Here is a 24514-nt window from a genome sequence, read left to right as displayed (position 1 = left end):
CGTGGAGGGGACAACGCTGACCGTCCGCTACTTCGCGGGCGCCCGCGCCGCGGCCGGCCGCGCCGAGGAGGCCCTCCCCGCGGGGCGGTCCCTCGACGACCTCACGGCCGAGCTGACCCAGCGCCACGGCGACCGGCTCGCCGGGGTGCTGCGGGTGGCGAGTTTCCTCGTGGACGGCGTCACCTGTCATGATCGTCAGGCACCCCTACCGGCCGGGGCCACGATCGATGTCCTGCCCCCGTTCGCGGGCGGCTGAGGGAGGCGCACACATGATGGCGGTTGTGGGGTTCGTGGCTGTCCTGGCGCTGGTCACCGGTCTCATCCACCTCTACCTGTGGAAGCGACTCGTTCGGGACACCACCACGCCGGGCCGCTGGCGACGGATCGGCGGAATCGCCGCCCTGGTGCTGGCCCTGCTCGTGCCGGTCACCCTCGCCGGGACGCAGGCCGGGCTCTACTGGCTCGCCTGGCCGGGCTACCTGTGGCTCGCGCTGATGTTCTACCTACTTGTCGTACTTGTCGTGCTGGAAGTCCCGATGCTGGTCACCCGGCTGGTGCTGCGCCGCCGGGTGGTTGCCGCGGAACCGACCACCGCGGCGCCCGAGCCGGTGCTGGTCGGCGCCGCCGGGCCGTCCGAGCCGCCGGCCGCCGGCGCCGCCACGGCACCGGACCACGACCCGTCCCGCCGGTTGCTGCTGGCCCGTGGGGCGGCCATCTTCGCCGGCCTCACCGCCACCGGCATCACGGGGTACGGCATCCGCACGGCGCTCGGCCCACCCCACCTGGACCGGGTGCGGATCCCGCTCGCCAAACTCCCCCGCAGCATGGACGGTCTGCGCATCGCCACCGTCTCCGACATCCACCTCGGCCCGCTGCGCGGCCGGGCACACACCGAGCGCATCGTCGCCGCGATCAACCGGCTCGACGCGGACATCGTCGCGGTCGTCGGTGACCTGGTCGACGGCTCCGTCGCCGAACTCGGCTCGGCCGCCGCGCCGCTGCGCGACCTGCGCTCGCGCTACGGCAGCTTCTTCGTCACCGGCAACCACGAGTACTACTCCGGGGTGGAGGAGTGGGTCCAGGAGGTCGACCGGCTCGGTCTGCGGGTGCTGCAGAACCGGCGGCAGGAGATCCAGGCCCGGGGCGGTGTGCTCGACCTGGCCGGCGTGAACGACCTCACCGGGGCGGGCACCGGCCTCGCCGCCGGCCCGGACTTCGCCGCTGCCCTCGGTGACCGCGACCCGAGCCGTCCCGTGGTCCTGCTCGCGCACCAGCCGCTGGCGGCCAAGGAGGCGGCCCGGTACGGCGTCGACCTGCAACTGTCCGGGCACACCCACGGTGGGCAGATGGTGCCGTTCAACCTGGCCGTCAAGCTGGAGCAGCCGGTGGTCAGCGGGCTCGGCGAGGTCGACGGCACCAAGGTCTACGTGACAAACGGCGCCGGTTTCTGGGGGCCGCCCGTCCGGGTCGGCGCCGAGCCGCAGATCAGTCTGGTCGAGCTGCGCTCGGCATAGCGGACGTCACGTCCGCGCGTGGCGGCCGGTGGCCGGCGCGGCGGGCGTGACAGGATGCGGCGTGCCCCCGTTCAGCGCCGTACCCCCCGGTGGCCTACCGCCATTCGTCGCGGACCTGCACATCCACTCGAAGTACTCGCGCGCGTGCAGCCGTGACCTCACCCTGCCGAACCTCGCGTGGTGGGCCCGGCGTAAGGGCATCGGCCTGCTCGGCACCGGCGACTTCACCCACCCCGCCTGGTACGACCACCTGCGGGAGACGCTGCGCCCGGCCGAGCCGGGGCTCTACCGGCTCGACCCGGAGGCGGAACGGGACATCGCCCGTCGGCTGCCACCCCGGCTCGCCGGCACGGCGGAGGCGGACCCGGTCCGTTTCATGCTGAGCGTGGAGATCTCCACCATCTACAAGCGGGACGACCGGACCCGCAAGGTGCACCACCTGATCTACCTACCGGACCTGGACGCGGTGGCCCGGTTCAACACCGCGCTCGGCCGGATCGGCAACCTCGGCTCCGACGGCCGGCCGATCCTCGGACTGGACTCCCGCGACCTGCTGGAGATCACCCTGGAAGCCAGCCCGGACGGCTACCTGGTGCCGGCGCACATCTGGACGCCCTGGTTCTCCGCGTTGGGCTCGAAGTCCGGCTTCGACGCGATCGCGGACTGCTACGCCGACCTGGCCGAGCACATCTTCGCCGTGGAGACCGGGCTCTCCTCCGACCCCGCGATGAACTGGCGGGTCGGCAGCCTGGACGGCTATCAGTTGGTGTCCAACTCGGACGCGCACTCACCGCCGGCTCTCGGCCGGGAGGCGACAGTGCTGACCACCGAACGGGACTACTTCGCCGTTCGGGAGGCGCTGCGCACCGGTGCCGGCCTGGCCGGCACCATTGAGTTCTTCCCGGAGGAGGGCAAATACCACGCGGACGGGCACCGGCTGTGTGGGGTCAACTGGTCTCCGGAGCGCACCCGGGCCGCCGACGGGCGCTGCCCCGAGTGCGGCAAACCCCTCACCGTGGGTGTCCTCAGCCGGGTCGAGGAGCTGGCCGACCGCCCGGCCGGGCACCGGCCGGCGCACGCCCGGGACGTCACCCACCTGGTGCCGCTGGCCGAGATCCTCGGCGAGATCAACAAGGTGGGTGCCCGGTCGAAGAAGGTCGAGGGACGGCTCAACGAGCTGCTGGCCGCACTCGGCCCCGAGCTGGAGATCCTCACCACGACGCCGTTGACCGACATCGAGCAGGCCGGTGGTGAGCTGCTCGCCGAGGGCATCGGGCGGTTGCGGCGCGGCGACGTCCGCCGGGTGCCCGGCTACGACGGCGAGTACGGCGTGATCACGCTCTTCGACCCGGCCGAGCTGGGCGCGCAGGAGACACTGTTCGACGTACCCGTGCCGGCGCAGCGACGGCCCACCGAGCCGGCTCCCCGAGTCGCGGCCAAGCGCCCGGCGGCGGCGAAGTCGGAGCCGAAGCGGAAGCCGGTGCCGACCCCCGCGCCGCCGATCGCGTCGCCGCCGTCTCCGCACGAGCCGTTCGAGCCGATGCTCTCCGGCATGGAGGAGGTCGGCACCGGCCTGCTGGACCGCCTGGACGCCATGCAGCGGGTGGCCGCCTCCGCCCCTGGCGGCCCGCTGCTCATCGTGGCCGGTCCGGGCACCGGAAAGACCAGGACGCTCACCCACCGGATCGCGTACCTCTGCGCGGAGCTGAACGTCTTTCCGGAGCACTGCCTCGCGATCACGTTCACCCGCCGGGCCGCCGAGGAGCTGCGGCACCGCCTGGACGGCCTGCTCGGCCCGGTCGCCGAGGACGTCACAGTGGGTACGTTCCACGCGCTGGGGTTGACCATCCTGCGGGAGAACGCCGGCACGGCGGGCCTTCCGGCCGACTTCCGGATCGCCGACGACGCCGAGCGGGCGGCCGCCCGCACCGAGGCCGGCGACGACGGCGCCGCCTACACGTCGCTGCTGCGCAAACAGGATCTGGTCGACCTGGACGAGCTGGTGAGCCTGCCGGTGCAGCTGCTGCGGGCCGACCGGAAGTTGGTCGAGCGGTACCGGGACCGCTGGCGGTGGATCTTCGTCGACGAGTACCAGGACGTCGACGAGGTGCAGTACGAACTGCTGCGGCTACTCAGCCCCGCCGACGGCAACCTCTGCGCGATCGGCGACCCGGATCAGGCGATCTACTCGTTCCGGGGTGCCGACGTCGGCTACTTCCTGCGCTTCTCCGAGGACTTCACCGACGCCCGACTGGTCCGGCTGAATCGCAACTACCGCTCGTCGGCCCCGATCCTGGCCGCCGCCGTGCAGGCCATCGCACCGTCCTCGCTGGTCCGGGGCCGACGACTGGATCCGGCGCGGCTCGACCCGGAGGCCCCGCTGGTCGGGCGTTACCCGGCGGGGTCCGTGGCCGAGGAGGCCGACTTCGTGGTGCGTACCGTCGACGACCTGGTCGGCGGGTTGTCGCACCGCTCACTGGACTCGGGCCGCATCGACGGCCGCTCCACCTCGCTGTCGTTCTCCGACATCGCCGTGCTGTACCGCACCGACGCGCAGGCCGCCCCGATCGTGGACGCCCTGACCCGGGCCAACATCCCCGTACAGAAGCGTTCCCACGACCGGCTGCGGGATCGGCCGGGGGTGGCGGCCATCGCCCGCGAGCTACGACACGCCGACGGTCTGGCCGGCTCGCTGGCCGCCCGGGTGCGGCTGGCCGGTCAGGTGGTCGCGGAGCGGTTCGCCGTGCCCACCCTGGACGGCGCGGGCAGCGCGGTCCGTCCCGACGACGTCCGCTCGGCCGTGGACCTGCTGACCCCGTTGGCCCGGCGCTGCGGCGACGACCTGGAGACCTTCCTGTCGCAGTTGGCCACCGGCGCGGAGGTGGACGCGCTCGACCCGCGCGCCGAGGCGGTCACGCTGCTCACCCTGCACGCCGCGAAGGGCCTGGAGTTCCCGGTGGTCTTCCTGGTCGGCGTCGAGGACGGGCTGCTGCCACTGCGCTGGCCGGGCTCGACGCCCGACGAGGACGCCGTCGCCGAGGAGCGCCGGCTCTTCTTCGTGGGCCTGACCCGGGCCCAGGACCGGCTGTACGTCAGTCACGCCGCCCGCCGCACCCGCCATGGCGCCGAGCGCGACTGCGCCCCGTCGCCGTTCCTCGGCGCCATCGACCCGGGCCTCTTCGAACGTTTCGGCGAAGCCGAACCCCGCCGCCCCAAAGACCGCCAACTCCGCCTGATCTGAGCCCCACGCCCCACGCCCTGCCGCCCCACGCCCGTCGATCTTGCACTTTCGGTCGCTGTTGTGCGTGGGATGCACCTTATGTCGGCGCAGGAACTGCAAGATCGACAAAGCTGGGAGCGGGCCTAGGTGAGGAGGGTGGCTAGCCAGGCTCCGGTCAGCAGGGCTGGGCCGAGGGGTAGCAGGGTGTTTCGGTGTACCTTCCGGGCGGCGAGCAGACCGAGCGCCAGACCGCCGTGCAGCAGGTGTGGCAGGACCAGCCCGGTGAGCAGGGCGTCCCGACCCAACCAGCCGAGTGGCAGGCCGAGGACGGCGGCTAGTTTCACGTCCCCGAAACCCAGCCGGGAGCCGGGCAGCAGGGCCAGCAGCACGTGCGCCGCGCCCGCGACCGCCGCACCACCCAGCGCGCCGAGCAGCCGGCCGGGAACGCCGGACAGCAGCGCCGCGACGGTCAGACCCGCGAGGGCCAGCAGCCCGGCAACGAGGACCAGCGGGTCGGGCAGCCGCAGGCAGGCCAGGTCGACCCGCGCCAGCACCAGACCGACCGGCGCGACCGCGAGGAAGACCGGCAGCGCCGGGTCGTCACCCACGGCGACGGCAAGGCCGACGAAGACGCTGGCCGCCACCATCGGGTCGACCCAGGGCCGCCAGGCCGGCTGCGGCCCTGGAAACGCCGGTGGCCGCGCACCCGCAGTGGCGAAGCGCAGCGACACCAGGGGTACGACGAGGCCGACCAGCGCACCGAGCAACCCGATCGACACCAGCGCGGCGGCCGACATGGGCCGGACCTTACTGGCGGTCACGCAGCGGCGTGTGCCCCGATCGTGATCCCGTGCCCGCCCGACGTGGCCGTTCGGTGGTCACCACCAGGGCGACCCCGGCGACGATGACGGCACCGCCGAGCAGCACCTGCGGAGTGATCGGCTCGGCCACCAGCAGCGCCCCGAGCGCCACCGCGACCGCCGGGTTCACGTAGGCGTACGTCGACACCAGCGAGATCGGCGCTTTCTGCAGCAGCCAGACGTACGCGGTGAAGGCCACCAGCGAGCCGGCCACCATGAGGTAGCCCAGCGCCAACCAGGACCGGGTGCTGACCGCCGCGGGGTGGAAGTCGGCCAGTTCGCCCCGAGCGGCGGCGACGACGGCCAGCACCAACGCGCCGGCCACCATCTCGTACACCGTGGCCACGAAGGGGTCGGCGGGCATCCTGATCCGTCCGGACAGGAACGACCCGACCGACCAGCAGGCGGCCGCCGCCACCACGGTCAACGCCCCGAGCAGCGGCACCGCTGCCGAACCACCGCCCGGCAGCACCAGCAGGACGAGGCCGACGAAACCCAGGGTGACCCCGGCGAACGTCCAGATCGGCGGCCGATCCCCGGTTGCCGAGCGCAACAACACCACAAGCAGCGGCACCGTGGCCACCAGCAGCGCGGCGATCCCGGACGGCACCGCCACGCCCGGCGGCCCCGACTCGGCGAGCACCACCAGGCCGTTGCCGCCGGCGAGCAGGAGCACCCCGACCAACGCGGCTGAGCCGAGTTGCCGCCGGTCCACCCGCAACGCGCCGGGGCCTCGACGCAGTCGCAGCACCACCGCCAGGATCAGGCCGGCAACGGCGAAGCGCAGGGTGGCCGACAGCAGCGGAGGCAGCGTCTCCACGGCGATCCGGATGGCCAGGTAGGTCGACCCCCAGAGCAGGTAGACCACGATCAACGCGGTCCAGATCAGGGTCGGCGTGGTGCTGGCGCGACCGCCGGCGAGGGCCGTGGCACTTGGTGAAGGTGAGCTCATCAGTGGACCACGCTACGGTGACCTCGGAGTCCGCGTCGCGCTTTGGTGGCCGGCCTCTCACCACTCGTGCAGGAGGGCGGCATGACGAACTACGGACAACCGGGGGGCGGCCACCCGGGGTCCTGGCGTGGCCAGAGACCCGACGAGACGCCGGGTCGCCCGGTGCAGCAGCCCTACCCGCCCGCGCCGGAGACCTACCCACCGGCGGTCCCGTCGTACCCGCCCGCACCGCAGGGCACTCCCGGGCCGTACGGCGGCCCACCCACCCCGCCCTATGGTCCGGCGCCCACCCCGCCCTATGGTCCGGCGCCCACCCCGCCCTACGGGACGGAGACGCCCTACGGCCACGAGCCCCGCGCACCCTACGGCGGCCCGTACCAGCCGAGCCCGGCGTACGGCGAGCCGCCGTACCGGGCCGACGAACCGTACGGCGAGGATCCGGCACCGGGCCGGCGGGGTCGGGGGCCGCTGATCGCGGTACTGGCGGTCGTACTGCTGGTGGTGGCCGTCGCCGGCACGTTCTGGTTCCGCCGAGGCCAGAGCGACCCGACGCCGGCAGCCGCGCCGAGCAACTCGGCCGTTGCCGGTGAGCCCAGCGCGGACGCGGCCGAGCCCGCGCCGAGCGCCGCCGCGCCGGAGTCGTCGGCCGATCCCCGGTTCGCGAAGGTCGGTCAGTGCGTCCGCAACGACGGCACCGCCGGCGGCAAGCCGAAGTTGCTGATCAGCGGGTGTACCGCCAAGTCGTACGAGGTGTTGAGCCGGATCGACGGCCCGACCAGCGGCGAGCGGGACGCCGAGGCCAAGTGCGGCAAGGTCGAGGGCTACACCAACTGGTATTTCTTCGACAGTGAGCTGGACACTCTCGACTTCGTCCTCTGCCTCAAGCAACGCTGAGACCACCCACCCCCGGGGATGACATGACGACCTACGGACCTACGGGTTCCGATCAGCCGGACGACCCGTACCAGCGCCCGCCCAGGGAGCCGGACAGCTCACCACCGGTCGACCCGACCCTGCCCCAGTGGGGCGCCCCGCCACCGGCTGAGGACCCGACCCGGCAGCAGTGGGGTCCGCCACCGACCGGTGCGGAGCCACCCACGGCACCCGTGTGGGCGCCGCCGCCCACCAACCCGGAGCCGCCGACCGAGCCGATGTGGACGCCGCCGCCCACCTCGGGTCCGGGATACCCACCGCCCGGCCCGTACCCGCCGGCCGGGCCGGCACCCGGTCAGCCGGCCGGCCCGATACCGGGTCAGCCGCCCGCGCCGTGGGGTCAGCAGCCTCCGGGCGGCTACGGGATGCCGCCCGTCCCGCCGGCGAAGAAGACCGGCCGCAACGTGGCTCTCATCATCACGGTGGTGGTGCTGCTCGTGCTGTGTCCGTGCCTCGGTCTGGCCGGTTGGGCGGTCTGGAAGGTCGCCGACGCCGGCAGGGACGCCGCGCGTACCCCGTCGACGAGTGCCCCGGTCGCTCCACCCGCTCTGCCCAGCGACGCCCCGACGTCGGCCGCGCCGACCCCGGACGAGGAGTTCGCGAGGGGTGACTGCGTGGTGAACGACGGCAGTGAGGACAACGCGGAGCTCCGTAAGGTGCCGTGCGGCCCGAACACCTACCAGGTGCTGCTGCGGATTCCGGCCACCACCGACGGCGACCGGTGCGAGACGCTCGCGCCACAGGCGACCGCGAACTACGTGCACGACAACTCGATCGACCTGTTCGACTACGTGCTCTGCCTGAAGAAGCGGTAGCCCGATCGGGAGTGCCGGTACACCGATTGCCAAAACTAGGGCTGTCTAGCGTGGACGCTAGACAGCCCTAGTTTGCGCTCGACGGTTTCGACACGCCGGTAGCCCCATCTATCCATGTCTAGCCTCGCAGCTAGATGGCCCGATAATCTGCGATGCGTGGATCCGGTCCGCAACCCGTACGCGCCGGGCGCCGGCCAGCGTCCGCCCGAACTTGCCGGGCGGGGGCGGGAGCTGGACGTCTTCGACATCGTGCTCGAGCGCATCGCCCGGGGTCGCCCCGAGCGCAGCCTGATGCTCACCGGGCTGCGCGGCGTCGGCAAGACGGTTCTGCTCAACACCCTCCGGTCGCAGGCGATCAACCGGCTCTGGGGCAGCGGCAAGATCGAGGCTCGACCGGACCAGTCGTTGCGTCGACCGGTCGCCGCCGCACTGCACATGGCGGTCCGGGAGCTGGCCCCTCGCCACCGCGCACCGGATCGGATCGACGCGTTCCTCGGCGTCCTCAAGGCGTTCGCCCAGCGCTCCACGCCGACCGGCCGAGCCGGTGCCGCCACGAAACTGCGTGACCGGTGGCAGCCCGGCATCGACGTGCCGGCCGCCAGCGGTCGGGCCGACTCCGGTGACATCGAGATCGACCTGGTCGAGCTGTTCAGTGACGCCGCCGCCGTGGCCAGCGACGTCGGCACCGGCATCGCCATCTTCATCGACGAGATGCAGGATCTCGGCCCGGAGGACGTGTCGGCGCTCTGCGCCGCCTGCCACGAGCTGTCCCAGCTCGGCGCGCCGCTGATCGTCGTCGGCGCCGGCCTGCCGCACCTGCCGGCCGTGCTCAGCGCCGCCAAGTCGTACTCCGAGCGGTTGTTCCGCTACCAACGCATCGACCGGCTCGACCGGATCGCCGCCGACCGTGCGCTCTGCGCGCCCGCCGAGCGCGAGGAGGTCGAGTACGAGCAGAAGGCCCTCGACCTGCTCTACGAGAAGTCCGGCGGTTATCCCTACTTCGTCCAGGCGTACGGCAAGGCGACCTGGGACCACGCGCCGCGCTCGCCGATCACGGCCGCCGACGTGCGGGTCGCCGCGCCCGAGGCGGAGGCCGAGCTGGCGGTCGGGTTCTTCGGGTCCCGGTTCGAACGGGCCACTCCCGCCGAACGCGAGTACATGCGGGCGATGGCCACGATGTCCGCGGTGGAGGGCGAGCCTGGCGCGGTGGTCCGTGACGACATGGACGCCGCGGTGCCCACCGCGGAGATCGCCCGTGCCCTCGGCCGCAAGCCGGCCAGCCTGTCCCCAGCCCGGGACGCGCTGATCAAGAAGGGCTTGATCTACTCCGGTGAGCGGGGCACTGTCGCCTTCACGGTCCCGCACTTCGGCAGGTACCTGCGGACGCAGCCGGCCTGACCGCCGGCCGCCGCGTCGACCCGGTCAGACCTTCGACCAGGGCGCCGGAAAGAGCACCTCACCGCGAGGTGGAGGGCCGTCCTCGCTGGTCGACGGAGGCAGCACCAGTGCCTGCCACGGCTCACCGAGGCCGGCCCACGGGCCGGTCAGGCCCAGCTCACTCGCCGGGCCGAACCCGAACCGGCGGTAGAAGGCCGGGGCACCGAGGACGACGACCAGCCGCTCGCCCAACTCGGTGGAGGCGTCCAGGGCGGCCTGCACGACCGCCGTGCCGTGCCCGACACGCTGCCGGTGCGGCGCGACCGCCACCGGGCCGAGCGCCAGGACGGGCACGTCCGAGCCGCGTTCCGGCCGCAGACGCACCCGGGTGAGCAGCGCGTAACCGACCACCTCACCGCCGTACTCCGCGACCATGGCCAGCTCCGGCAACCAGGCCGTGGTGTCGCGCAGCTCGGCGACCAAGCTGACCTCCGGCGGCGTCGCCACGTCCGGGCGGGCGAAGGCGGCGGCCAGCACGCGGCGGACCGAGCCGGCGTCGGCCGGGTCCTCGGGGCGTAGCCGCAGCGTGGTCACCCGCGCGACGTTACCCGCCAGCGCCCGTCCATCCGTGACGGTCGCTCGATTCGGCGTGGCGTACGTGTACGAACACCAATCCGATCCTGCGGTTGCCCGGGTAGCGAGCGCCGCGACGGGGTATGACTGATCCATGACGCCCGTACGCTCCCTCGCCCGCGCCATGCTGAGCGGCATCTTCGTGGTCACCGGGTATCGCAACTTCCGTAACCCCGGCCGGCTCGCGGTGGCCGCCCGACCGGTGACCGACAAGGTCGCGCCGATGCTGAAGAAGGCACATCCGAGCTTCCCCACCGAGACCGAGACGTTGATCCGGCTCAACGCGGCCGTGCAGGTCAGCGCCGGTCTGATGCTGGCGTCCGGCCGGTTCAGCCGACCGGCGGCGCTGGTCCTCGCCGGCACGCTGGTGCCGGTGACCATCGCTGGGCATCCCTTCTGGAACAACGACGACCCGATCGCCAAGAACAACAACCAGATCCACGCCCTGAAGAACCTCGGGCTCCTCGGCGGTCTGCTGCTCGCCGCGGCGGACACCGGCGGCAAGCCGGGTCTGCGGTGGCGGACGGGTCATCGCATCGGCCACTCTCGACGTTCCATGCAGCGCGCCGTCCGGACCGCCCGACGCGAGGCCCGAATCGCCGTCCGCTCCGCGTCCACCGCACGTCGACTCCCCGGCTGACCTGCGTCGATCCCTCCCTGTCTCACCCCCACCCCCCGCTAAGGCCACGAATTACCTGAACCACCCGGTAGGCGTTAACGCGGTGGAAATGTCAAAAACATGTGTGGGATCGGACACGGTCGCATAACGCGGGAGGCACTGACGTGAGGCGCCGTTCTAGGCTCCGTGCAGGACCTGGACGGGTAGGACGACCTTGGTACGGGGGTGGCCACGCCATGCCGACGGCTGTCGGTAGACGGGCGGACCGCCTCGCCCCAATCCAACGTGTGACACGCGGGCTTGACCGCGTGACGCGCGGGATCGATCGCAGGAACGTCGTACGGGGCGCCATCGTGGCCGCCGTCGCCTACGCCGCATGGCTCGCCATCGGCACCTTCGGGCGGCCGTACAACTTCTTCGACATGAAGATCTACCACGGTGCCGTGGTGTGGTGGGCGAGCGGTCACGAGCTCTACGAGTTCATCGCGCCCGGAACCACTCTCGGGTTCACCTACCCACCCTTCGCCGGGTTGGTCATGCTGCCGATGGCGCAGCTGCCGATCGGCGCGGCCGGCTTGGTCAACGCCGCCGCCAGCATCGCCGCGTTGGCGCTGGTGCTGGCCGGGTTGCTCCGACCCATCGTGGACCGGCTGGGGTGGCCACTGTGGTTCACCGTGGCCGTGGCGGTGCCGCTCGCGGTCGCCATCGAGCCAGGTCGGGAGACGCTCGGCTACGGCCAGGTCAACATCCTGCTGTTCGCCCTGATCATGGCTGACCTGATCGGCCTTCGCTGGCGGTCCCGCCGAGGCACCCACTACGCCGCCACCGACGGCCCACTGCTGCGCTTCGTCTACGGCGGGGCGTGGGCCGGGGCCGGCATCGGCCTCGCCACCGCGGTCAAGCTCACCCCGGCGCTGTTCATCGCCTACCTGCTGATCACCCGTCAGTGGCGGGTGGCGGCCACCGCCATCGGCACCACCATCGGCGTGACGGTGGGGACCTTCGCGATCGTCGGTGACGAGTCGCGGACCTACTTCGGCAGCGTGCTGTGGCAGACCGAACGCGTCGGCGCGGCGGACATGACACCCAACCAGTCCCTCGCCGGTCTGCTCGCCCGGCTGTACGACTCGATCGAGACCCCGGGGCTGCTGTGGCTCGCCTTCTCGGTGCTGGTTCTGGCGCTGGGCCTGTCCCGGGCGGCCAGTTCCCGCGCCGACGGTGACGAGCTGACCGCCTTCACGTTGGTCGGCCTCACCGCGAACGTGATCAGCCCGATCTCCTGGACGCACCACCTGGTCTGGGTGATCCCGGCCATCATCGTGCTGGCCGACGCCGCGGTGCGTCGCCGCGAAGCCAGTCGGGGGATGCCGCAGCGCACCGGCCAGGGGCCGATCTTCGGCGGGCTACCGGGGGTCAACGGGCTACGCCCGCCGATCTGGTACCCGACGCTGACCGGGCTGCGCCACGGCGTCGCGGCGCTCGGGCTCTATCTGCTATTCCTGATCTCTCCGATCTGGCCGTACGAGCACCAACTGCCGGAGATGTCGCACTACCAGGACGGCCTGTTCGGAGCACTTATGGAGAACTCGCTCGCGCTCGCGCTGATCGTGCTGGTCGCCGCGCTGCCGTGGCGTCCAGGCGCGGAGCCGGCGTTCTACGGCGACCGGCTCGCCAGGGCCGTGGTGGTCAACGGCCACCGCTGAGCGCTCAGGGGCAGTTGACCCATTCCTCGGTGCCGTCGGTGAAGACCTGCCGCTTCCAGATCGGCAGTCGCGCCTTGACCTCGTCCACCAGCCGGGCGCAGGCCGCGAAGGCAGCCGCCCGGTGCGCGGTGCTCACCGCGGCCACCAGCGCCACGTCCCCGATCGCCAGGGGGCCGACCCGGTGCGACACCGCCACCGCGTAGACGTCGGGCTCAGCGGCGATCTCGGCGGCCACCTCGCGCAGCACCTGGGCGGCGCTCGGGTGGCCTTCGTACTCCAGGCTCGTGACCTGGCGGCCGTGGTCGTGGTCGCGGACCACGCCCTGGAACGACACCACGGCGCCGGCCCGGCGGTCGGCGACCGCCGCCTCGTGCGTGGCGAGGTCGAGCGGCTGGTCGGTGACCTCGCCGAAGGTGATCGTTGGTGCGGTCACGACGCACGCTCCCCGGGAAACAACGGCAGTGGCACGATCGGCACCCGGTCGCCCGGCTCGCCGCTGGTGCCGGGTCGGATGACCGCGAACCCGTCCGCGCCGGCCAGGCCGCGCAGCATCGCCGAGCCGACGTGGCGGACCGGGGACGCGACGCCGGCGGCCCGATCCAGTCGGACCAACGCCAGGTGGGTGTGGTCGCCGCGACCGGGCACCGTCTCGGCCAACGTGGCCTGCGGCAGCACCGGCATCGACCGGCCCTGGAGGCCGGCGAGCAGCGGGGCGACCAACGACACCAGCGCGACGATGGCGGACTGCGGGTTGCCCGGCAGCCCGGCCACGAACCGGGCTCGCCCGTCGGGGCCGGTCAGCCGGGCCAGCAGCATCGGGAAGCCGGGGCGGACCGCCACCGTGTTGACCACGTAGTCGGCGCCGAGCGCCTCCAGGGTCGGGTGCAGGTGGTCGACCGGGCCGTTCATCGTGCCGCCGGTGGTGCAGACCAGGTCGGCGTTGGCCAGCGCCGAGCGCAGGGCCGCCACGTGCGCGGGCAGCGTGTCGGCCACCGGGCCGACCACGTCGGATGGGCGGACCTGGCAGCCGTACCGCCGCAGCCACGCCGGCACCGCGGGGCCCAACGCGTCGCGGACGCGACCGGCCGCGGGTGGGCCCGCCGTCAGCAGCTCGTCGCCGAAGACCAGCAGCGCGGCACGCGGCGCCCGCCGGACCCGCAGCGTGTCGTGCCCGCAGGCGGCCGCCAGGCCGATCACCGCCGGGTCGACAGGCGTGCCGACCGGCAACAACTCCTCATCGGCGTACGCCTCCTCGCCGGGTTTCCGCCACTCGGGCATGGCTCGGGGAACGCCGCTGACCAGGCCGTCAGCCCTCGTCGACTCTTCCACGCGCAGCACAGCGGTGGCACCCTCGGGCACCATCGCGCCGGTCGCGATCTCGACGGTCGTGTCGTCCTCGGTGAGTGGCGCGGGGGTGCTGCCGGCCAGGACCCGGCCGACGACGCGCCACGGCCCTCGGCCGCGCACCGCCCAGCCATCCACGCTGGAGGTCGGGAACGCCGGCAGGTCGGTGCGGGTGGCCAACGGCTCGGCCAGGGTCGACCCGTCGGTGTCGACAAGTGGTCGGGCGACGGCGGGCAGCGCGGCGGCCAGACCGACCGCGTAGACCCGCGAACGCGCTTCTTCCCACCCCGCTGGCGGGGGTGCGGCGACCCGATCCGCGGTGGGTGCGGTTTCCGTGCTCACCGACCGAGCCTATCGGCACGGACCGACACCCGTCCGAGCCTGGCGTGCACCGGTCAGTGGTCCCGCCACGAAGCGGTCAGTGGTCCCCGCCGCGAAGCTGGTCGACGGTGTGCCCGAGGATCGGCCCGAGGACGGCCAGGCCGTCCCGTGCGCCACCGGTCGAGCCGGGCAGGTTGACCACAAGCATCCGGCCGGCGACCCCGGCCAGACCCCGGGACAGCACCGACGTCGGCACCCGGTCACGACTGTGCGCGCGGATCGCCTCGGCGATGCCGGGGATCTCGTAATCCAGCAGGCCCCGGGTCACGTCCGGGGTCCGATCCGACGGGGTCACCCCGGTGCCCCCGCTGGTCAGCACCACGTCGACACCGTCGGCGCGGGCGGCCCGCAGGGCATCGCCGACCGGCTCGCCGTCGGGCACCACCACCGGGTCGTCGACCTGGCAGCCCAGCTCGCGCAGGCCGGCCACGAGCAGCGGCCCGCTGGTGTCGGCGTAGACACCGGCCGCGGCCCGGTTGGAAGCGACGATCACCCGAGCCCGGATCATGGCCGGTCCTCCGGGCGAACCCACTCGCCGGTCTTGCCGCCCTCCTTGCGCAGCACCCGGACCGCCTCCACCGAGGCCGCCGGGTCGACCGCCTTGACCATGTCGATCAGTGCGAGACCGGCGACGGCGACCGCTGTCAGTGCCTCCATCTCCACCCCCGTCCGGTCCGCCGTGCGGGCGGTGGCGGTGATCTCCACGGTGTCGGTGGTCAGCCGCAGGTCGACGGTGACGCCGTGCAGGGCGATCGGGTGGCAGAGCGGGATCAGATCCGGAGTGCGCTTGGCCCCCATGATCCCGGCCAACCGCCCGACGGCCAACGCGTCGCCCTTGGGCAGCCCGTCGCGATGCAGCAGGTCGATGACCTCGGGTGTGGTCCGCAAACGGCCGGCCGCGACGGCCGACCGGCCCGTCACCGCCTTGGCGGAGACGTCGACCATGAGGGCCGCGCCGGCGCGATCGACGTGGCTGAGCTGCGCGGGTTCGGTCACGGTCGTGAGCCTATCGGTGCGGTACGACGGCGATCGGAAGGAGCGGCGTCACGCTGACGACCGCACCGGGTGCTGACGGCGCAACGCCCCCGACGCCGCTCCTCCCTCACAGACCCGCCGCCGAGGTCGCTGGGGGGGACCTGGCAGCGGGCGGGTGTCGACGACCCGGTTCTGCCCAGGGGCAGAACCTCCCCCGTTCGCCGATACGGCCGGTAAGTTACCGGGCCGGCCGATAAGAAATCGATAAGCGACGTTCAGGCTGGTCAGCGTTCCGCGACCAGGGCGGCGTCACGCACCTCGGCGAGGCGGCGTTCGGCCTCGAAGCGCTCCGGCACACCCATCCGCCGGAAGATCGCCAACGCCCGCTCCCAGTGCCGTCGGGCCTCGACCGGGTCCGCGCGGACGAAGTGTTCGGCAAGCCCGGCCAGCGCCCGACCCTGCTCGTACGGGTTAGCGACCCGTTCGGCGAGCTGCAGGCCCCGACGGTGAGCCTCGAGGGCCGCCGGCCCATCTCCACACAGCAGCAGCGTCAGGCCAAGATCATTGAGGGCGATGCACTGCGCGTGCCGCTCGCCCGACTCGACGGCCAACTCGAAGGCGGCCAGGTGCTGGCGTCGGGCAAGGTCCAGTTCGTTGAGCCCTCGATACGCGACTCCCAGGACGTTGCGGGCCTCGGCTTCGCCGTACCGGTGACCGGTGCGGCGGAACAACGACAGCGAGGATTTCAGCAACAGCACGCCCTGCCTGTGCTGCCCGACGCGAACGCGCACCGCCGCGAGATGGCTCAGCGCGTTGGCCAAGTGGTAGTAGTCCTGATTGAGCCGCGCCTGGAACAGGTGCTGTCGGTGAATCTTGAGGGCCTCGTCCCAGCGGCCCAGCAAGGCCAGCGCGATACCGAGATTCGGCAGGGCCAACGGCACCCGGTTCTCGTAGAGTCGGCGCTCGGCCAGACTCTGCCGTCCCATCGCGACGGCCTGCTCAAGGTTGCCGCTGAACAGGTGGACGACGCTCAGATTCGAACGGAGTCGGGCCAACTGCCGCCAGTCGCCAGACTCGCGGCAGAGCGAGATGGCCGCGTCCAGATGAGTGGACGCGAGACGGTGAGAGCCCGTCTTCACCAGGGCCGACGCGAGATAGTTGTGCATCGAGACGATGGCGGGTTGGTGTTGGAGTGCCGTCGCCGAGGCGAGGCCCGCTCGATGGGTGACGAGAATGTCGTCGAAGTGGCCCCGTACATGGAGAAAGCGCCAGAGGGCCCGGGCGAGCTTCCAGACCTGATGGTGCAGGCCATGCTCGGCACCGAGGCCCACCAGCATGCCCAGATTCGTGCGCTCCCGCTCGAGCCAGGCAACCCCCGCCACGATCTCTGGGCCGGTCAGGTCGGGACGCGGCGGCGGACCTGCGCCGACCTCCTTGCGGACGTCGACGAACTGGTGCAGCTCCGAAGAGGCCTGCAGAGTGGCGTGCAGGGCGAAGTCCAGGAGACGCGCCACGGCCGACATCACGGCTTCGGGTGTCTCGGAAACCAGGCACTGTGCTCGCGAGTACTGCCGCAGGAGGTCATGGAGGCGGTACCGGCCTCCCTCGACCTCGTCGACCAGGTGCAGATCAACCAGATCATCGAGCAGCTTGGCGACGACATCGAGCGGCAGGTCGAGCAGGGCCGCGACCATCTCCGCGCTGTGCTCACCCGGATGGATGCTCAGCATCCGGAACGCCCGTTGGGCGGGGGCGGGCAAAGGCCCATACGAGGTGGCGAAGGCCCTCGCCAGGGTCCGGTCACCGACCTGGAGTTCGTTCACCGCTGGCGGATCGGCTGCCAGGCGAGCCGCCAGATCCGCGACCCGGCGCGCAGGTCGGTGGGCAAGGCGCGACCCAGCGAGCCGGATCGCCAACGGAAGGTGCCCGCAGCGACGCACGACCTCTGCGGCCGCCGCCGGCTCCTCGGCGATCCGCTCGACGCCCGCAGTCTGCGCGAGCAGTTTCAGCCCCTCGTCGGGAGTCATCAGGGGCAACGACTCCGGCGGGCCGACGTCCAGGTCAGCCAACCGTCGACGAGAGGTCACCAGGACGACCGCGCCTGGCGACGCGGGCAGGAGAGGAAGGACCTGGTCACTGCCCGCCGCGTTGTCGAACACGACCACCGCCCTGCGGCTTTCCAGCTCGCGCCGCCACAGCTCCGCCCGGGCGTCGAACTCGGCCGGTATCCGCTCCGCGGGTACGCGCAACTGACGGAGCAGTGCGGCCAGCGCGGCCGACGGCTCGATTCGAGTGGTCTCGCCGTCGCCGCAGAGGTCGATGAACAGGCTCGCGTCCCGGTACCGCTCCGACAGGCGGCGAGCGAGATGCACGGCCAGGGTCGTCTTTCCGCTGCCTGCCATGCCGTCGATCACGTGCACCGCCGAGACTCGTTCCTCGACCCGACGGGTCTCCGCCAGCAGTCGCGACACCACCTCCTCCCGACCAACGAAGTCGGTTACCGCGCGAGGAAGGTGATCGACAGGCGCACGCCGGTGCCGTTCTTCGGCCGGGGCGGGCGTACCCGCAGCGAGCCCACGCGCCGGGAGCGGACGCGGTGCGACGCTGATCGCCGACTCGCCCACCGAAGCCTCAGTGCGGATCTTCACGCGCAGGCCCTGGATGTCCGGGCCCGGTTCGATGCCCAACTCCTCGGCCAACGTCGTCCGGACCTCGTCGTACACGACGAGCGCCCCCGCGTGATCGCCTCGCTCGTAGAGCGCCCGCATGAGCAGGACGTACGCCGGTTCCCGGAGGGGATGACGAACAATGACCTCCCGCAGCAGCGGAATCGCCGAGTCGCTTCGCCCTGACCTCAACTGCGCCTCGGCGAGAAGTTCCACGGTCAACAGCCGCTCCTCGTCGGCAGCGGCGGTTCGGGAGGTGAGGACGGGCCCGAGCGGGACGCCGGCGAGCATCGGGCCGTGCCACCGAGCCAACGCGTGCCCCAGTAGCTCACGGGTGCGGTCCAGGTGGCCAGCCGTCAGCGCTTCCCGACCCGCGTTCAGCTCCGACTCGAAGCGAAAGACGTCGACCCGTTCCGGGTCCACGACGAGTCGATAGCCGTTGCGTTGCCGCTCGATAGCACCGCGACCGGCTGGAAAAGCCTCGAAAGCCCGGCGCAGATTGGCAGCATAGGTCCGGACATTAGCTACCGCCGATCGCGGTGGGCGATCGGCCCATAGCTCATCGACGAGGTCGTCCACCGTCACCAGGCGCCCGGGCTGAACAGTGAGCATCGCGAAGATTGCCTGCTGTTTGGGTGTACCGAGGCGCAGCGTGCGGGTAGACAGTTGCACCGAAAGGCCGCCCAGAACCTGAATCTCCACCCGTCCCCGCCAGCCCTATCAGGTATTCAGCCGATCACGCAACGGAGTGTACGACCCCGTGCGGTGGCGCACCGCTTACGGGGCGATACGAACGGCCGTTGGGTGTCCAGGAGTGCCGCGAGGAGCTGCTCGAATGCCAGTGCGGGAGCGCACGATGTCGGCGGCAAGTTGCACCTCCCCCTGCGGCGGGCGCTTATCCACCCGTCCGCGCCAACGACCCCGCCGAAGGCTCGCACCATTACCTGCCCCCCGCTGGGCACCCTCAGCCGCGTCAACTCTGCCCATGCCGCCCTTACGCCTGACCAAACTCCGGATGAGGCAACTCCTGAAGAGCCCCCAGACTCAAGGAATGGCGGGTCACATAACCTCGTCAGATACCGTCCGCAGTTGCAAGGTGCCACTTGAATCCAACGCCGGCATGCTCGACCGCACTCCGTTCAGTAACGATGGACAGAACGTGATAAACGGGCTTCAACTTGGCTAATGTTGCGCATACCGACATTTATTTCTCCTAACCTGCCCTTCCTCCTCTTAAGCTGCCTTTCGGAAGATGACCTCCCCATCACGGGCAGGTACTCCAATTGGCTTAGCGGGAGAAGGGGGCAACGCGATGCGTGGCACCGACTGGAACTGACAAGTTCGACACAGGACTTCTGAGGGCCCGGGCAGTAGGCTGCGAGAACGCGCAGGCAGTCCTTCGGGAGCGGCATGACCCTTCCTCAGCGACGAGAGATTGAGACCGATCGGCGGCTGTTGCTGCTCGTCGGTCTCGTCGTCGTTGTTGCCGCAGTCATCATCGTCACCGCACTTCCGGCAGCGTTGGGCTCGGCACAGTCAGCCACCCCGAGCGACGCTGGGGTCGTCGTCATCCTCACCCTCATGATCGCGTTGGGCACGCTGGTCAAGGCCCGGGTACGGATCCGATCGACGACCCAGTCGATCAGCTGGAACGAGACAGCGATCATCGTCGGTGCCGCCATCGCTCCGACCCCCGTGGTCGTGCTCTGCACCGCGGTCGGCATCGCCCTCGCCTCACTTCGCCTCACGCCGATAAAGCTGACCTTCGGCATCGGCAAGAACGTCATCGTGGCGTGGGGCGCCGGCACGACGCTCGCGATGACGACCTGGACCTGGCCGCCCACGGGGGCCTCCCCCCTGATGCTGCTGGGGCCGTTGGCGCTCGCCTACCTGGTCGCGGCGCTCCTGGACGACCTGCTCGCCATTCCGGTCATCGCCCTCGCCTCCCAGACCAGGATCGCGAAGCACTTCCGCAGCAATCTCGACCTTCGACTCGCAGGCTTCGCCGTACGGTTCGCCGTCGCGGCCTGCACGCTGCTGATCATCCGACTGGATCCCCGCCTGCTGCTCGCGGTCCCACCCCTGGTCCTGAGCCTGCACCTGGCCTACTCAGCGCGCATCCGGGGCCGCACCGAGCAGCAGGCGTGGCAACGGCTCGCCCGCACCACCGACGCGCTCAACGTGGTCGACCTGGACAACGTCCTCACCACCGCCGTCACCCAGGCCGCCGAGTTGTTCTCCGCCGACGAGGTCGAGATCGAGCTGCGCGACGGCGGCCGCACCGTGCGCGGGGGCACCGGCGGCATCACCTTCGACGGCCGCACCGGCACGCCCACCGACGTGGACGGCACGGTCATCCCCGCACCGCTGGAAGGACATGACCGGACCGTCGACGTCGGCGTGCTTCGACTGCGCTTCCGCGGCCCGGTGCAGCTCTCCGAGCGGGAGCAGTACACCCTGCGTACCTTCGCCTCCGCGCTCTGCACGGCCGTCCGCAACGCCCAGGCGTACGCCGAACTGGCCCGGGTCGCCGACGAGCACGCGTACGCGGCCTCGCACGACGCACTGACCGGCCTGGCCAACCGCCGGCACCTCCTCGACGAGGGCACCGAGCAGTTGAGCACCCGGCACGCCGACGGGGTGACCGCGCTGGTGCTGATCGACCTCAACCACTTCAAGGAGGTCAACGACACGCTCGGGCATGCCGCCGGCGACCAGGTGCTGGTGCAGGTGGCCGACCGGCTGCGGGGTGCGGCCCAGGCATCTGACCTGGTGGCCCGCCTCGGCGGCGACGAGTTCGCCGTACTCCTGCGGGGTCTGCCGGCCCCGGCGGTCGCCGCGCACCGGGCCGAGACGCTGCTCGCCGCCCTGCACGAGCCGTTCGAGTTGGACGGCATGCGCATCAGCGTCGAGGCCAGCGGCGGGATCTCCGGCGCCCCGTCCAACGGCGGCATGGCCGAGCTGCTGCGCCGCGCCGACGTGGCCATGTACCAGGCGAAACGGGCCGGGCAACGGATCTCCACGTACGCCCCGACCCGCGACACCGCCGACCTCGGTCGCCTCACCCTCGGCGGTGACCTGCCGCGCGCGGTCGCCGACCACGAGTTCGTCGTCAACTTCCAACCGATCGTCGACCTGAGCACCGGTGCGGTGACCAGCGCCGAGGCGCTGGCCCGCTGGCACCACCCCACCCACGGCCTGATCGACCCGCTGCGGTTCCTGGAGGCGGTGGAACGGTCGGGCCTGCTACCGGCCTTCGCCGAAGCGATCCTCGACCAGGCGCTGATCGCGGCGGTAAGTTGGCGCGACGCCGGCTTCGACGTACCGGTCGCGGTCAACGTGTCCCCGCGCAGCCTGCTCGACGCGCGGTTCCCGGGCTCCGTCCTCGCCCGCCTCCGCGCCCACGACCTACCGCCGGACCGGCTGGTCCTGGAGTTGACCGAGACGCTGACCCTCAGCCAACTCGACGTGGTCGACCGGGTGCTCAGCCGACTACGCGACGAGGGCGTCCGGTTGGCGTTGGACGACTTCGGCACCGGCTACTCGTCTCTCTCCCTGCTCTCCCGGATCCCGGTACACGAGTTGAAGATCGACCGGAGCTTCGTCACGACGATGGAGAGTTCGGCGGAGGCCGCAGCCGTCATCCGCTCCACCCTCGACCTGGGTCGCAGCCTCAACCTGGACGTGGTGGCCGAGGGGGTGGAGAGCGAACCGCAGCGCCGGGCCCTCTGGGAGTTGGGCTGCGTCGCCGGCCAGGGGCACCTGTTCGCCCGACCGATGCCATCCGGCACCCTGCTCGCGGCCATGCAGCGCGGCTCGGGCGGCCGACCGGGCACCCTCGCCGCGCCGCTGCACGACGCCGGGGCGGTGATCCGGTTGAACCAGAACCGCCGCCAGGCCGGCCGGTCCAGACCCGACCGCCTCCCACACCTGCCCGCCTGAGCAGGCATCGGCCCGCTGCGCAGGCAGCCCGGTCTGCCAGACTGTCGCGCGTGATCGTCGACGACCCGACCGCCCACCGCCGTCACCGGCACTGGCGGACGCTCGACAACGCCTCCGGCGGACTCGCCCTCGACCTGGGCCTCTACGCCGTCTCGGCCGCGTTCGCCGCGATCACCGCGGTCACGTCGACCCTCCTGCCGCACCGTGCCTGGGGTGCGGTCGCCGCCGTCGGCTACCTGCTCGCAACGCTGACCGTGATCGCCCAACTCCTGTTGCGTCGACGCATCCCGACCTCCCGGCTGACCGGTCTGCCAGCCCGCTGGGCGGTCACCGGTCTCGCCTGGGCGGCCACCACACTGCTGCCCCTGGCCTGGCAGGCCATCGACCGGGCCGGCGGCCGCACCGACCGGGCCCAGGAAGAGGTGCTGGTCGTGGAACAGGCCGGCAACCGCCTCCTGGAACACGGCACGCCCTACCTCGGGCCCGACGCGATCGCCGCCCTGCCACCCGGCGAACAACTGATGGGCTACACCCCGTACCAACCCGGCATGGCGATGTTCGGCCTACCCAGAGCACTGCTCGACACCTGGTGGACCGACTCCCGGGTCTGGTTCGCGGTGGGCACCGCGCTGGCGCTCGCCCTGGCCGTGGCCGCCCTCCGCGGAACACCGACCACCGCCGGCCAGGCCACCTCCGCCGCCACCCACCGACGCGACGCCGCCCTGCTGCGCGGCGTGCAGGCCGCCACCGTACTGCCGATCTGTGCCCTCACCCTCGCCACCGGCGGCGACGACCTACCCGTACTCGCGCTCTGCCTGCTGGCCCTCGCGTTCGCCGCCGCCGACCGACCCGGCCGGGCCGGCCTCGCGGTCGGGCTCGCCGGCGCGCTGAAGCTGTTCGCCTGGCCGGTCGCCCTGGTCCTGATCGTCTGGGGCCTGACCCGGCGCGCCGGGCTCCGAGTCGCCGCCGGCGCCCTCGGCCTGCCCATCGCCGCACTACTGCCGGCGCTGCTGGTCGACCGGGACGCCCTGACCGAGAACGTGCTCCGCTTCCCCCTCGGCCACGGGCTGGTCACCAGCCCCGCGCAGTCCCCGTTCCCCGGCTACCTGATCGCCAGCGCGCTACCCGCCGGCCGGCTGGTCGCCGCCGCGCTGCTGGTCGCCGCCGGCGTGGCCATCGCCGTCCGGCTCGCCCGCCGCCCGCCCCGCACCGCCGTCGCCACCGCGCTCATCTGCGGGTACGGGCTACTCGCCGCCATCGTCCTGATGCCCACGACCCGCTTCGGCTACCTGCTGTACCCGCTGGCCCTGCTGACCTGGGCACCCGCGCTACGCCACCCGGTCGACGCGCCGGCCGCCCCGGTTCCCGACGAACGCTCCGGTCGGACCACTTCGGCGTAACTGCCGGGCGGAACGGTGCGTCAGGGCGTAGACCTGAAGGCATGACGACGTACCGCGACCGGGCCGACGCGGGCCGGGTGCTCTCCGAACGGCTCACCGCGCTCATCGGCGAACCGGACGTCGTCGTCCTCGGCCTCGTCCGTGGCGGCGTGCCGGTCGCCCGGGTCGTCGCCGAACGCCTCGGCGCCCCACTTGACGTACTTGTCGTCCGCAAGCTCGGAATGCCGTGGGCCCGGGAGGTCGCCTTCGGCGCACTCGGGCCGGGCGGTGTCCAGGTGCTCAACGACGTGATGGCCAGCCGACTCAGCAGCGACGACATCGCCGAGGTCCGCCATCGGGAGCAGGCCGAGCTGGAACGCCGGGAACGGCTCTACCGGGGCGGTCGCGCACAGGTGGACCTCACCGGGCGGACCGCGGTCATCGTCGACGACGGCCTCGCCACCGGCGCGACCGCCCGCGTCGCCGTCGAGGTCGTCCGCCAACTCGGGGCACACCGGGTCGTGGTCGCGGTCCCGGTCGGCGCACAGGAGGCGTACGAGCTGCTGAGCGCCGAAGCCGACCAGGTCATCTGCGCCCAACGCCCATCCGACTTCGGCGCGGTGAGCGTCTACTACGACGACTTCCACGAGGTGTCCGACGAAGAAGTCACCGAGGCGCTCACAGCAACTGCATAGGTCCACCGGGTACCGTCGGGCGATGAGTAGCCTCACCTGTCCCAAATGTCACGGAGAAATGCGCCAGTACGAGCGCAGCGGCGTCGTCATCGACCAGTGCGGGGAGTGCCGAGGCATCTTCCTGGACCGCGGCGAGCTGGAGAAGCTGTTCGAGGCGGAGGCCAACTGGAGCAGCCGCCAACAGACCGGCGGCGCGCCAGGGCAGCCCGCGCAGCAGCCGGCCGGCTACCCGCCGCCGCCGCCCCCGCCGCACCAGCCCGGCTACGGCGCCGTCCCGCCGCCGCCCCCGCCCGCCCACGGCTACCCGCCGCAGCCCGCCTACGGCCACCCGCAGCAGCAGCACCACGGCTACCACGGCCACTACCGGCAGAAGAAGCGCAAGGGCTTCCTCGACGAGATGTTCGGCTGAGTCCAGGCCGACCTTCCGCCCGGGTCGATCCACGCGTCGGCCCGGGCACACCACCCGGGCCATTGATCGTTGGCCGGCGCGACGCTTCATGCGAGGC

Annotated in this window: 19 protein-coding genes and 2 pseudogenes; 12 read left to right on the top strand and 9 right to left on the bottom strand. The window is 71.9% G+C overall.

All coding sequences use genetic code 11. The features are described from left to right. The first annotated feature begins 1 nt into the window (after position 1). From ACLQ3B_RS10825 to ACLQ3B_RS10815, 3 genes are all read left to right on the top strand, one after another. Positions 2-256 carry a MoaD/ThiS family protein gene (locus tag ACLQ3B_RS10825; protein WP_425779589.1) on the top strand — a complete coding sequence of 85 codons (255 nt, stop codon included), beginning with the start codon at positions 2-4 and terminating at the stop codon, positions 254-256. Between the two features lie 13 nt (positions 257-269). Next, positions 270-1514 carry a metallophosphoesterase gene (locus ACLQ3B_RS10820; protein WP_425779587.1) on the top strand — a complete coding sequence of 415 codons (1245 nt, stop codon included), beginning with the start codon at positions 270-272 and terminating at the stop codon, positions 1512-1514. A 61-nt stretch (positions 1515-1575) separates the two neighbouring features. Further along, on the top strand, positions 1576-4755 hold the full coding sequence (locus ACLQ3B_RS10815) for a UvrD-helicase domain-containing protein (protein ID WP_425779585.1): 3180 nt from the start codon (positions 1576-1578) through the stop codon (positions 4753-4755). Positions 4756-4877: 122 nt separating this feature from the next. Here the strand turns inward: ACLQ3B_RS10815 and ACLQ3B_RS10810 are convergent, their stop codons facing one another. Then, positions 4878-5555 carry a prepilin peptidase gene (locus tag ACLQ3B_RS10810; RefSeq protein ID WP_425779583.1) on the bottom strand — a complete coding sequence of 226 codons (678 nt, stop codon included), beginning with the start codon at positions 5553-5555 and terminating at the stop codon, positions 4878-4880. After that, entirely contained in the window at positions 5542-6546 is a 1005-nt protein-coding gene (locus ACLQ3B_RS10805; protein WP_425779581.1) for an EamA family transporter, read from the bottom strand. Before ACLQ3B_RS10805 ends, ACLQ3B_RS10810 begins: the two co-directional genes overlap by 14 nt. 435 nt (positions 6547-6981) lie before the next feature. Here ACLQ3B_RS10805 and ACLQ3B_RS10800 point away from each other — a divergent pair. The 3 genes and pseudogenes from ACLQ3B_RS10800 to ACLQ3B_RS10790 form a co-directional block, all read left to right on the top strand. Further along, positions 6982-7440 (top strand): annotated as a pseudogene (locus ACLQ3B_RS10800) (LppU/SCO3897 family protein); the annotation flags it as partial. Between the two features lie 404 nt (positions 7441-7844). Next, entirely contained in the window at positions 7845-8294 is a 450-nt protein-coding gene (locus ACLQ3B_RS10795; RefSeq protein WP_425779887.1) for an LppU/SCO3897 family protein, read from the top strand. A 156-nt stretch (positions 8295-8450) separates the two neighbouring features. Then, positions 8451-9692: an ATP-binding protein gene (locus ACLQ3B_RS10790; RefSeq protein ID WP_334500205.1), complete on the top strand. Its 1242-nt coding sequence runs from the start codon at positions 8451-8453 to the stop codon at positions 9690-9692. A 24-nt stretch (positions 9693-9716) separates the two neighbouring features. Here ACLQ3B_RS10790 and ACLQ3B_RS10785 read toward each other — a convergent pair whose 3' ends face one another. After that, positions 9717-10265, bottom strand: coding sequence for a GNAT family N-acetyltransferase (locus ACLQ3B_RS10785; protein ID WP_425779579.1), 549 nt, complete (start codon positions 10263-10265; stop codon positions 9717-9719). 133 nt (positions 10266-10398) lie between these two features. On the opposite strand from ACLQ3B_RS10785, the gene ACLQ3B_RS10780 reads away from it, so the two are divergent. Both ACLQ3B_RS10780 and ACLQ3B_RS10775 read left to right on the top strand, forming a co-directional pair. After that, positions 10399-10944: a DoxX family protein gene (locus tag ACLQ3B_RS10780; RefSeq protein WP_425779577.1), complete on the top strand. Its 546-nt coding sequence runs from the start codon at positions 10399-10401 to the stop codon at positions 10942-10944. A 215-nt stretch (positions 10945-11159) separates the two neighbouring features. After that, positions 11160-12626 carry a glycosyltransferase 87 family protein gene (locus ACLQ3B_RS10775; RefSeq protein WP_425779575.1) on the top strand — a complete coding sequence of 489 codons (1467 nt, stop codon included), beginning with the start codon at positions 11160-11162 and terminating at the stop codon, positions 12624-12626. Positions 12627-12630: 4 nt separating this feature from the next. Here ACLQ3B_RS10775 and ACLQ3B_RS10770 read toward each other — a convergent pair whose 3' ends face one another. The 6 genes and pseudogenes from ACLQ3B_RS10770 to ACLQ3B_RS10745 all read right to left on the bottom strand — a co-directional run. Further along, the gene (locus ACLQ3B_RS10770) at positions 12631-13059 is read right to left on the bottom strand and encodes a molybdenum cofactor biosynthesis protein MoaE (RefSeq protein ID WP_196920325.1); all 429 of its coding nucleotides are present in this window, start codon (positions 13057-13059) and stop codon (positions 12631-12633) included. After that, complete coding sequence (locus tag ACLQ3B_RS10765; RefSeq protein ID WP_425779573.1) at positions 13056-14312, bottom strand: molybdopterin molybdotransferase MoeA; 1257 nt, start codon at positions 14310-14312, stop codon at positions 13056-13058. The genes ACLQ3B_RS10770 and ACLQ3B_RS10765 overlap by 4 nt, the downstream gene beginning before the upstream one ends. Before the next feature lie 76 nt (positions 14313-14388). Then, the gene (locus tag ACLQ3B_RS10760; RefSeq protein ID WP_425779571.1) at positions 14389-14859 is read right to left on the bottom strand and encodes a MogA/MoaB family molybdenum cofactor biosynthesis protein; all 471 of its coding nucleotides are present in this window, start codon (positions 14857-14859) and stop codon (positions 14389-14391) included. Next, positions 14856-15347, bottom strand: coding sequence for a cyclic pyranopterin monophosphate synthase MoaC (gene moaC / locus ACLQ3B_RS10755; RefSeq protein WP_425779569.1), 492 nt, complete (start codon positions 15345-15347; stop codon positions 14856-14858). Before moaC ends, ACLQ3B_RS10760 begins: the two co-directional genes overlap by 4 nt. 263 nt (positions 15348-15610) lie before the next feature. Then, positions 15611-18415 (bottom strand): BTAD domain-containing putative transcriptional regulator, encoded by a 2805-nt coding sequence (locus ACLQ3B_RS10750; protein ID WP_425779885.1) that lies wholly within the window; start codon positions 18413-18415, stop codon positions 15611-15613. Between the two features lie 15 nt (positions 18416-18430). Further along, positions 18431-18664, bottom strand: a pseudogene (locus tag ACLQ3B_RS10745) (AfsR/SARP family transcriptional regulator); the annotation flags it as partial. A gap of 738 nt (positions 18665-19402) precedes the next feature. Here ACLQ3B_RS10745 and ACLQ3B_RS10740 point away from each other — a divergent pair. The 4 genes from ACLQ3B_RS10740 to ACLQ3B_RS10725 are packed head-to-tail and all read left to right on the top strand — an operon-like array spanning position 19403 to position 24417. Further along, positions 19403-21934, top strand: coding sequence for a putative bifunctional diguanylate cyclase/phosphodiesterase (locus ACLQ3B_RS10740; protein ID WP_425779568.1), 2532 nt, complete (start codon positions 19403-19405; stop codon positions 21932-21934). Between the two features lie 50 nt (positions 21935-21984). Next, on the top strand, positions 21985-23334 hold the full coding sequence (locus ACLQ3B_RS10735) for a glycosyltransferase 87 family protein (RefSeq protein ID WP_425779566.1): 1350 nt from the start codon (positions 21985-21987) through the stop codon (positions 23332-23334). Between the two features lie 41 nt (positions 23335-23375). Further along, a complete protein-coding gene (locus tag ACLQ3B_RS10730) occupies positions 23376-24008 on the top strand; it encodes a phosphoribosyltransferase (protein ID WP_425779564.1) in 633 nt (210 codons plus the stop codon). A gap of 22 nt (positions 24009-24030) precedes the next feature. Further along, on the top strand, positions 24031-24417 hold the full coding sequence (locus ACLQ3B_RS10725; RefSeq protein ID WP_425779562.1) for a zf-TFIIB domain-containing protein: 387 nt from the start codon (positions 24031-24033) through the stop codon (positions 24415-24417). The last annotated feature ends 97 nt before the right edge of the window (positions 24418-24514 follow it).

Origin of the sequence: Micromonospora sp. DT53, assembly GCF_049841535.1 — a bacterium.
Classification (GTDB): Bacteria; Actinomycetota; Actinomycetes; order Mycobacteriales; family Micromonosporaceae; genus Micromonospora.
The sequence above is the reverse complement of the archived record's forward strand: the minus strand, read 5'-3'. Positions and strand labels throughout refer to the sequence as shown.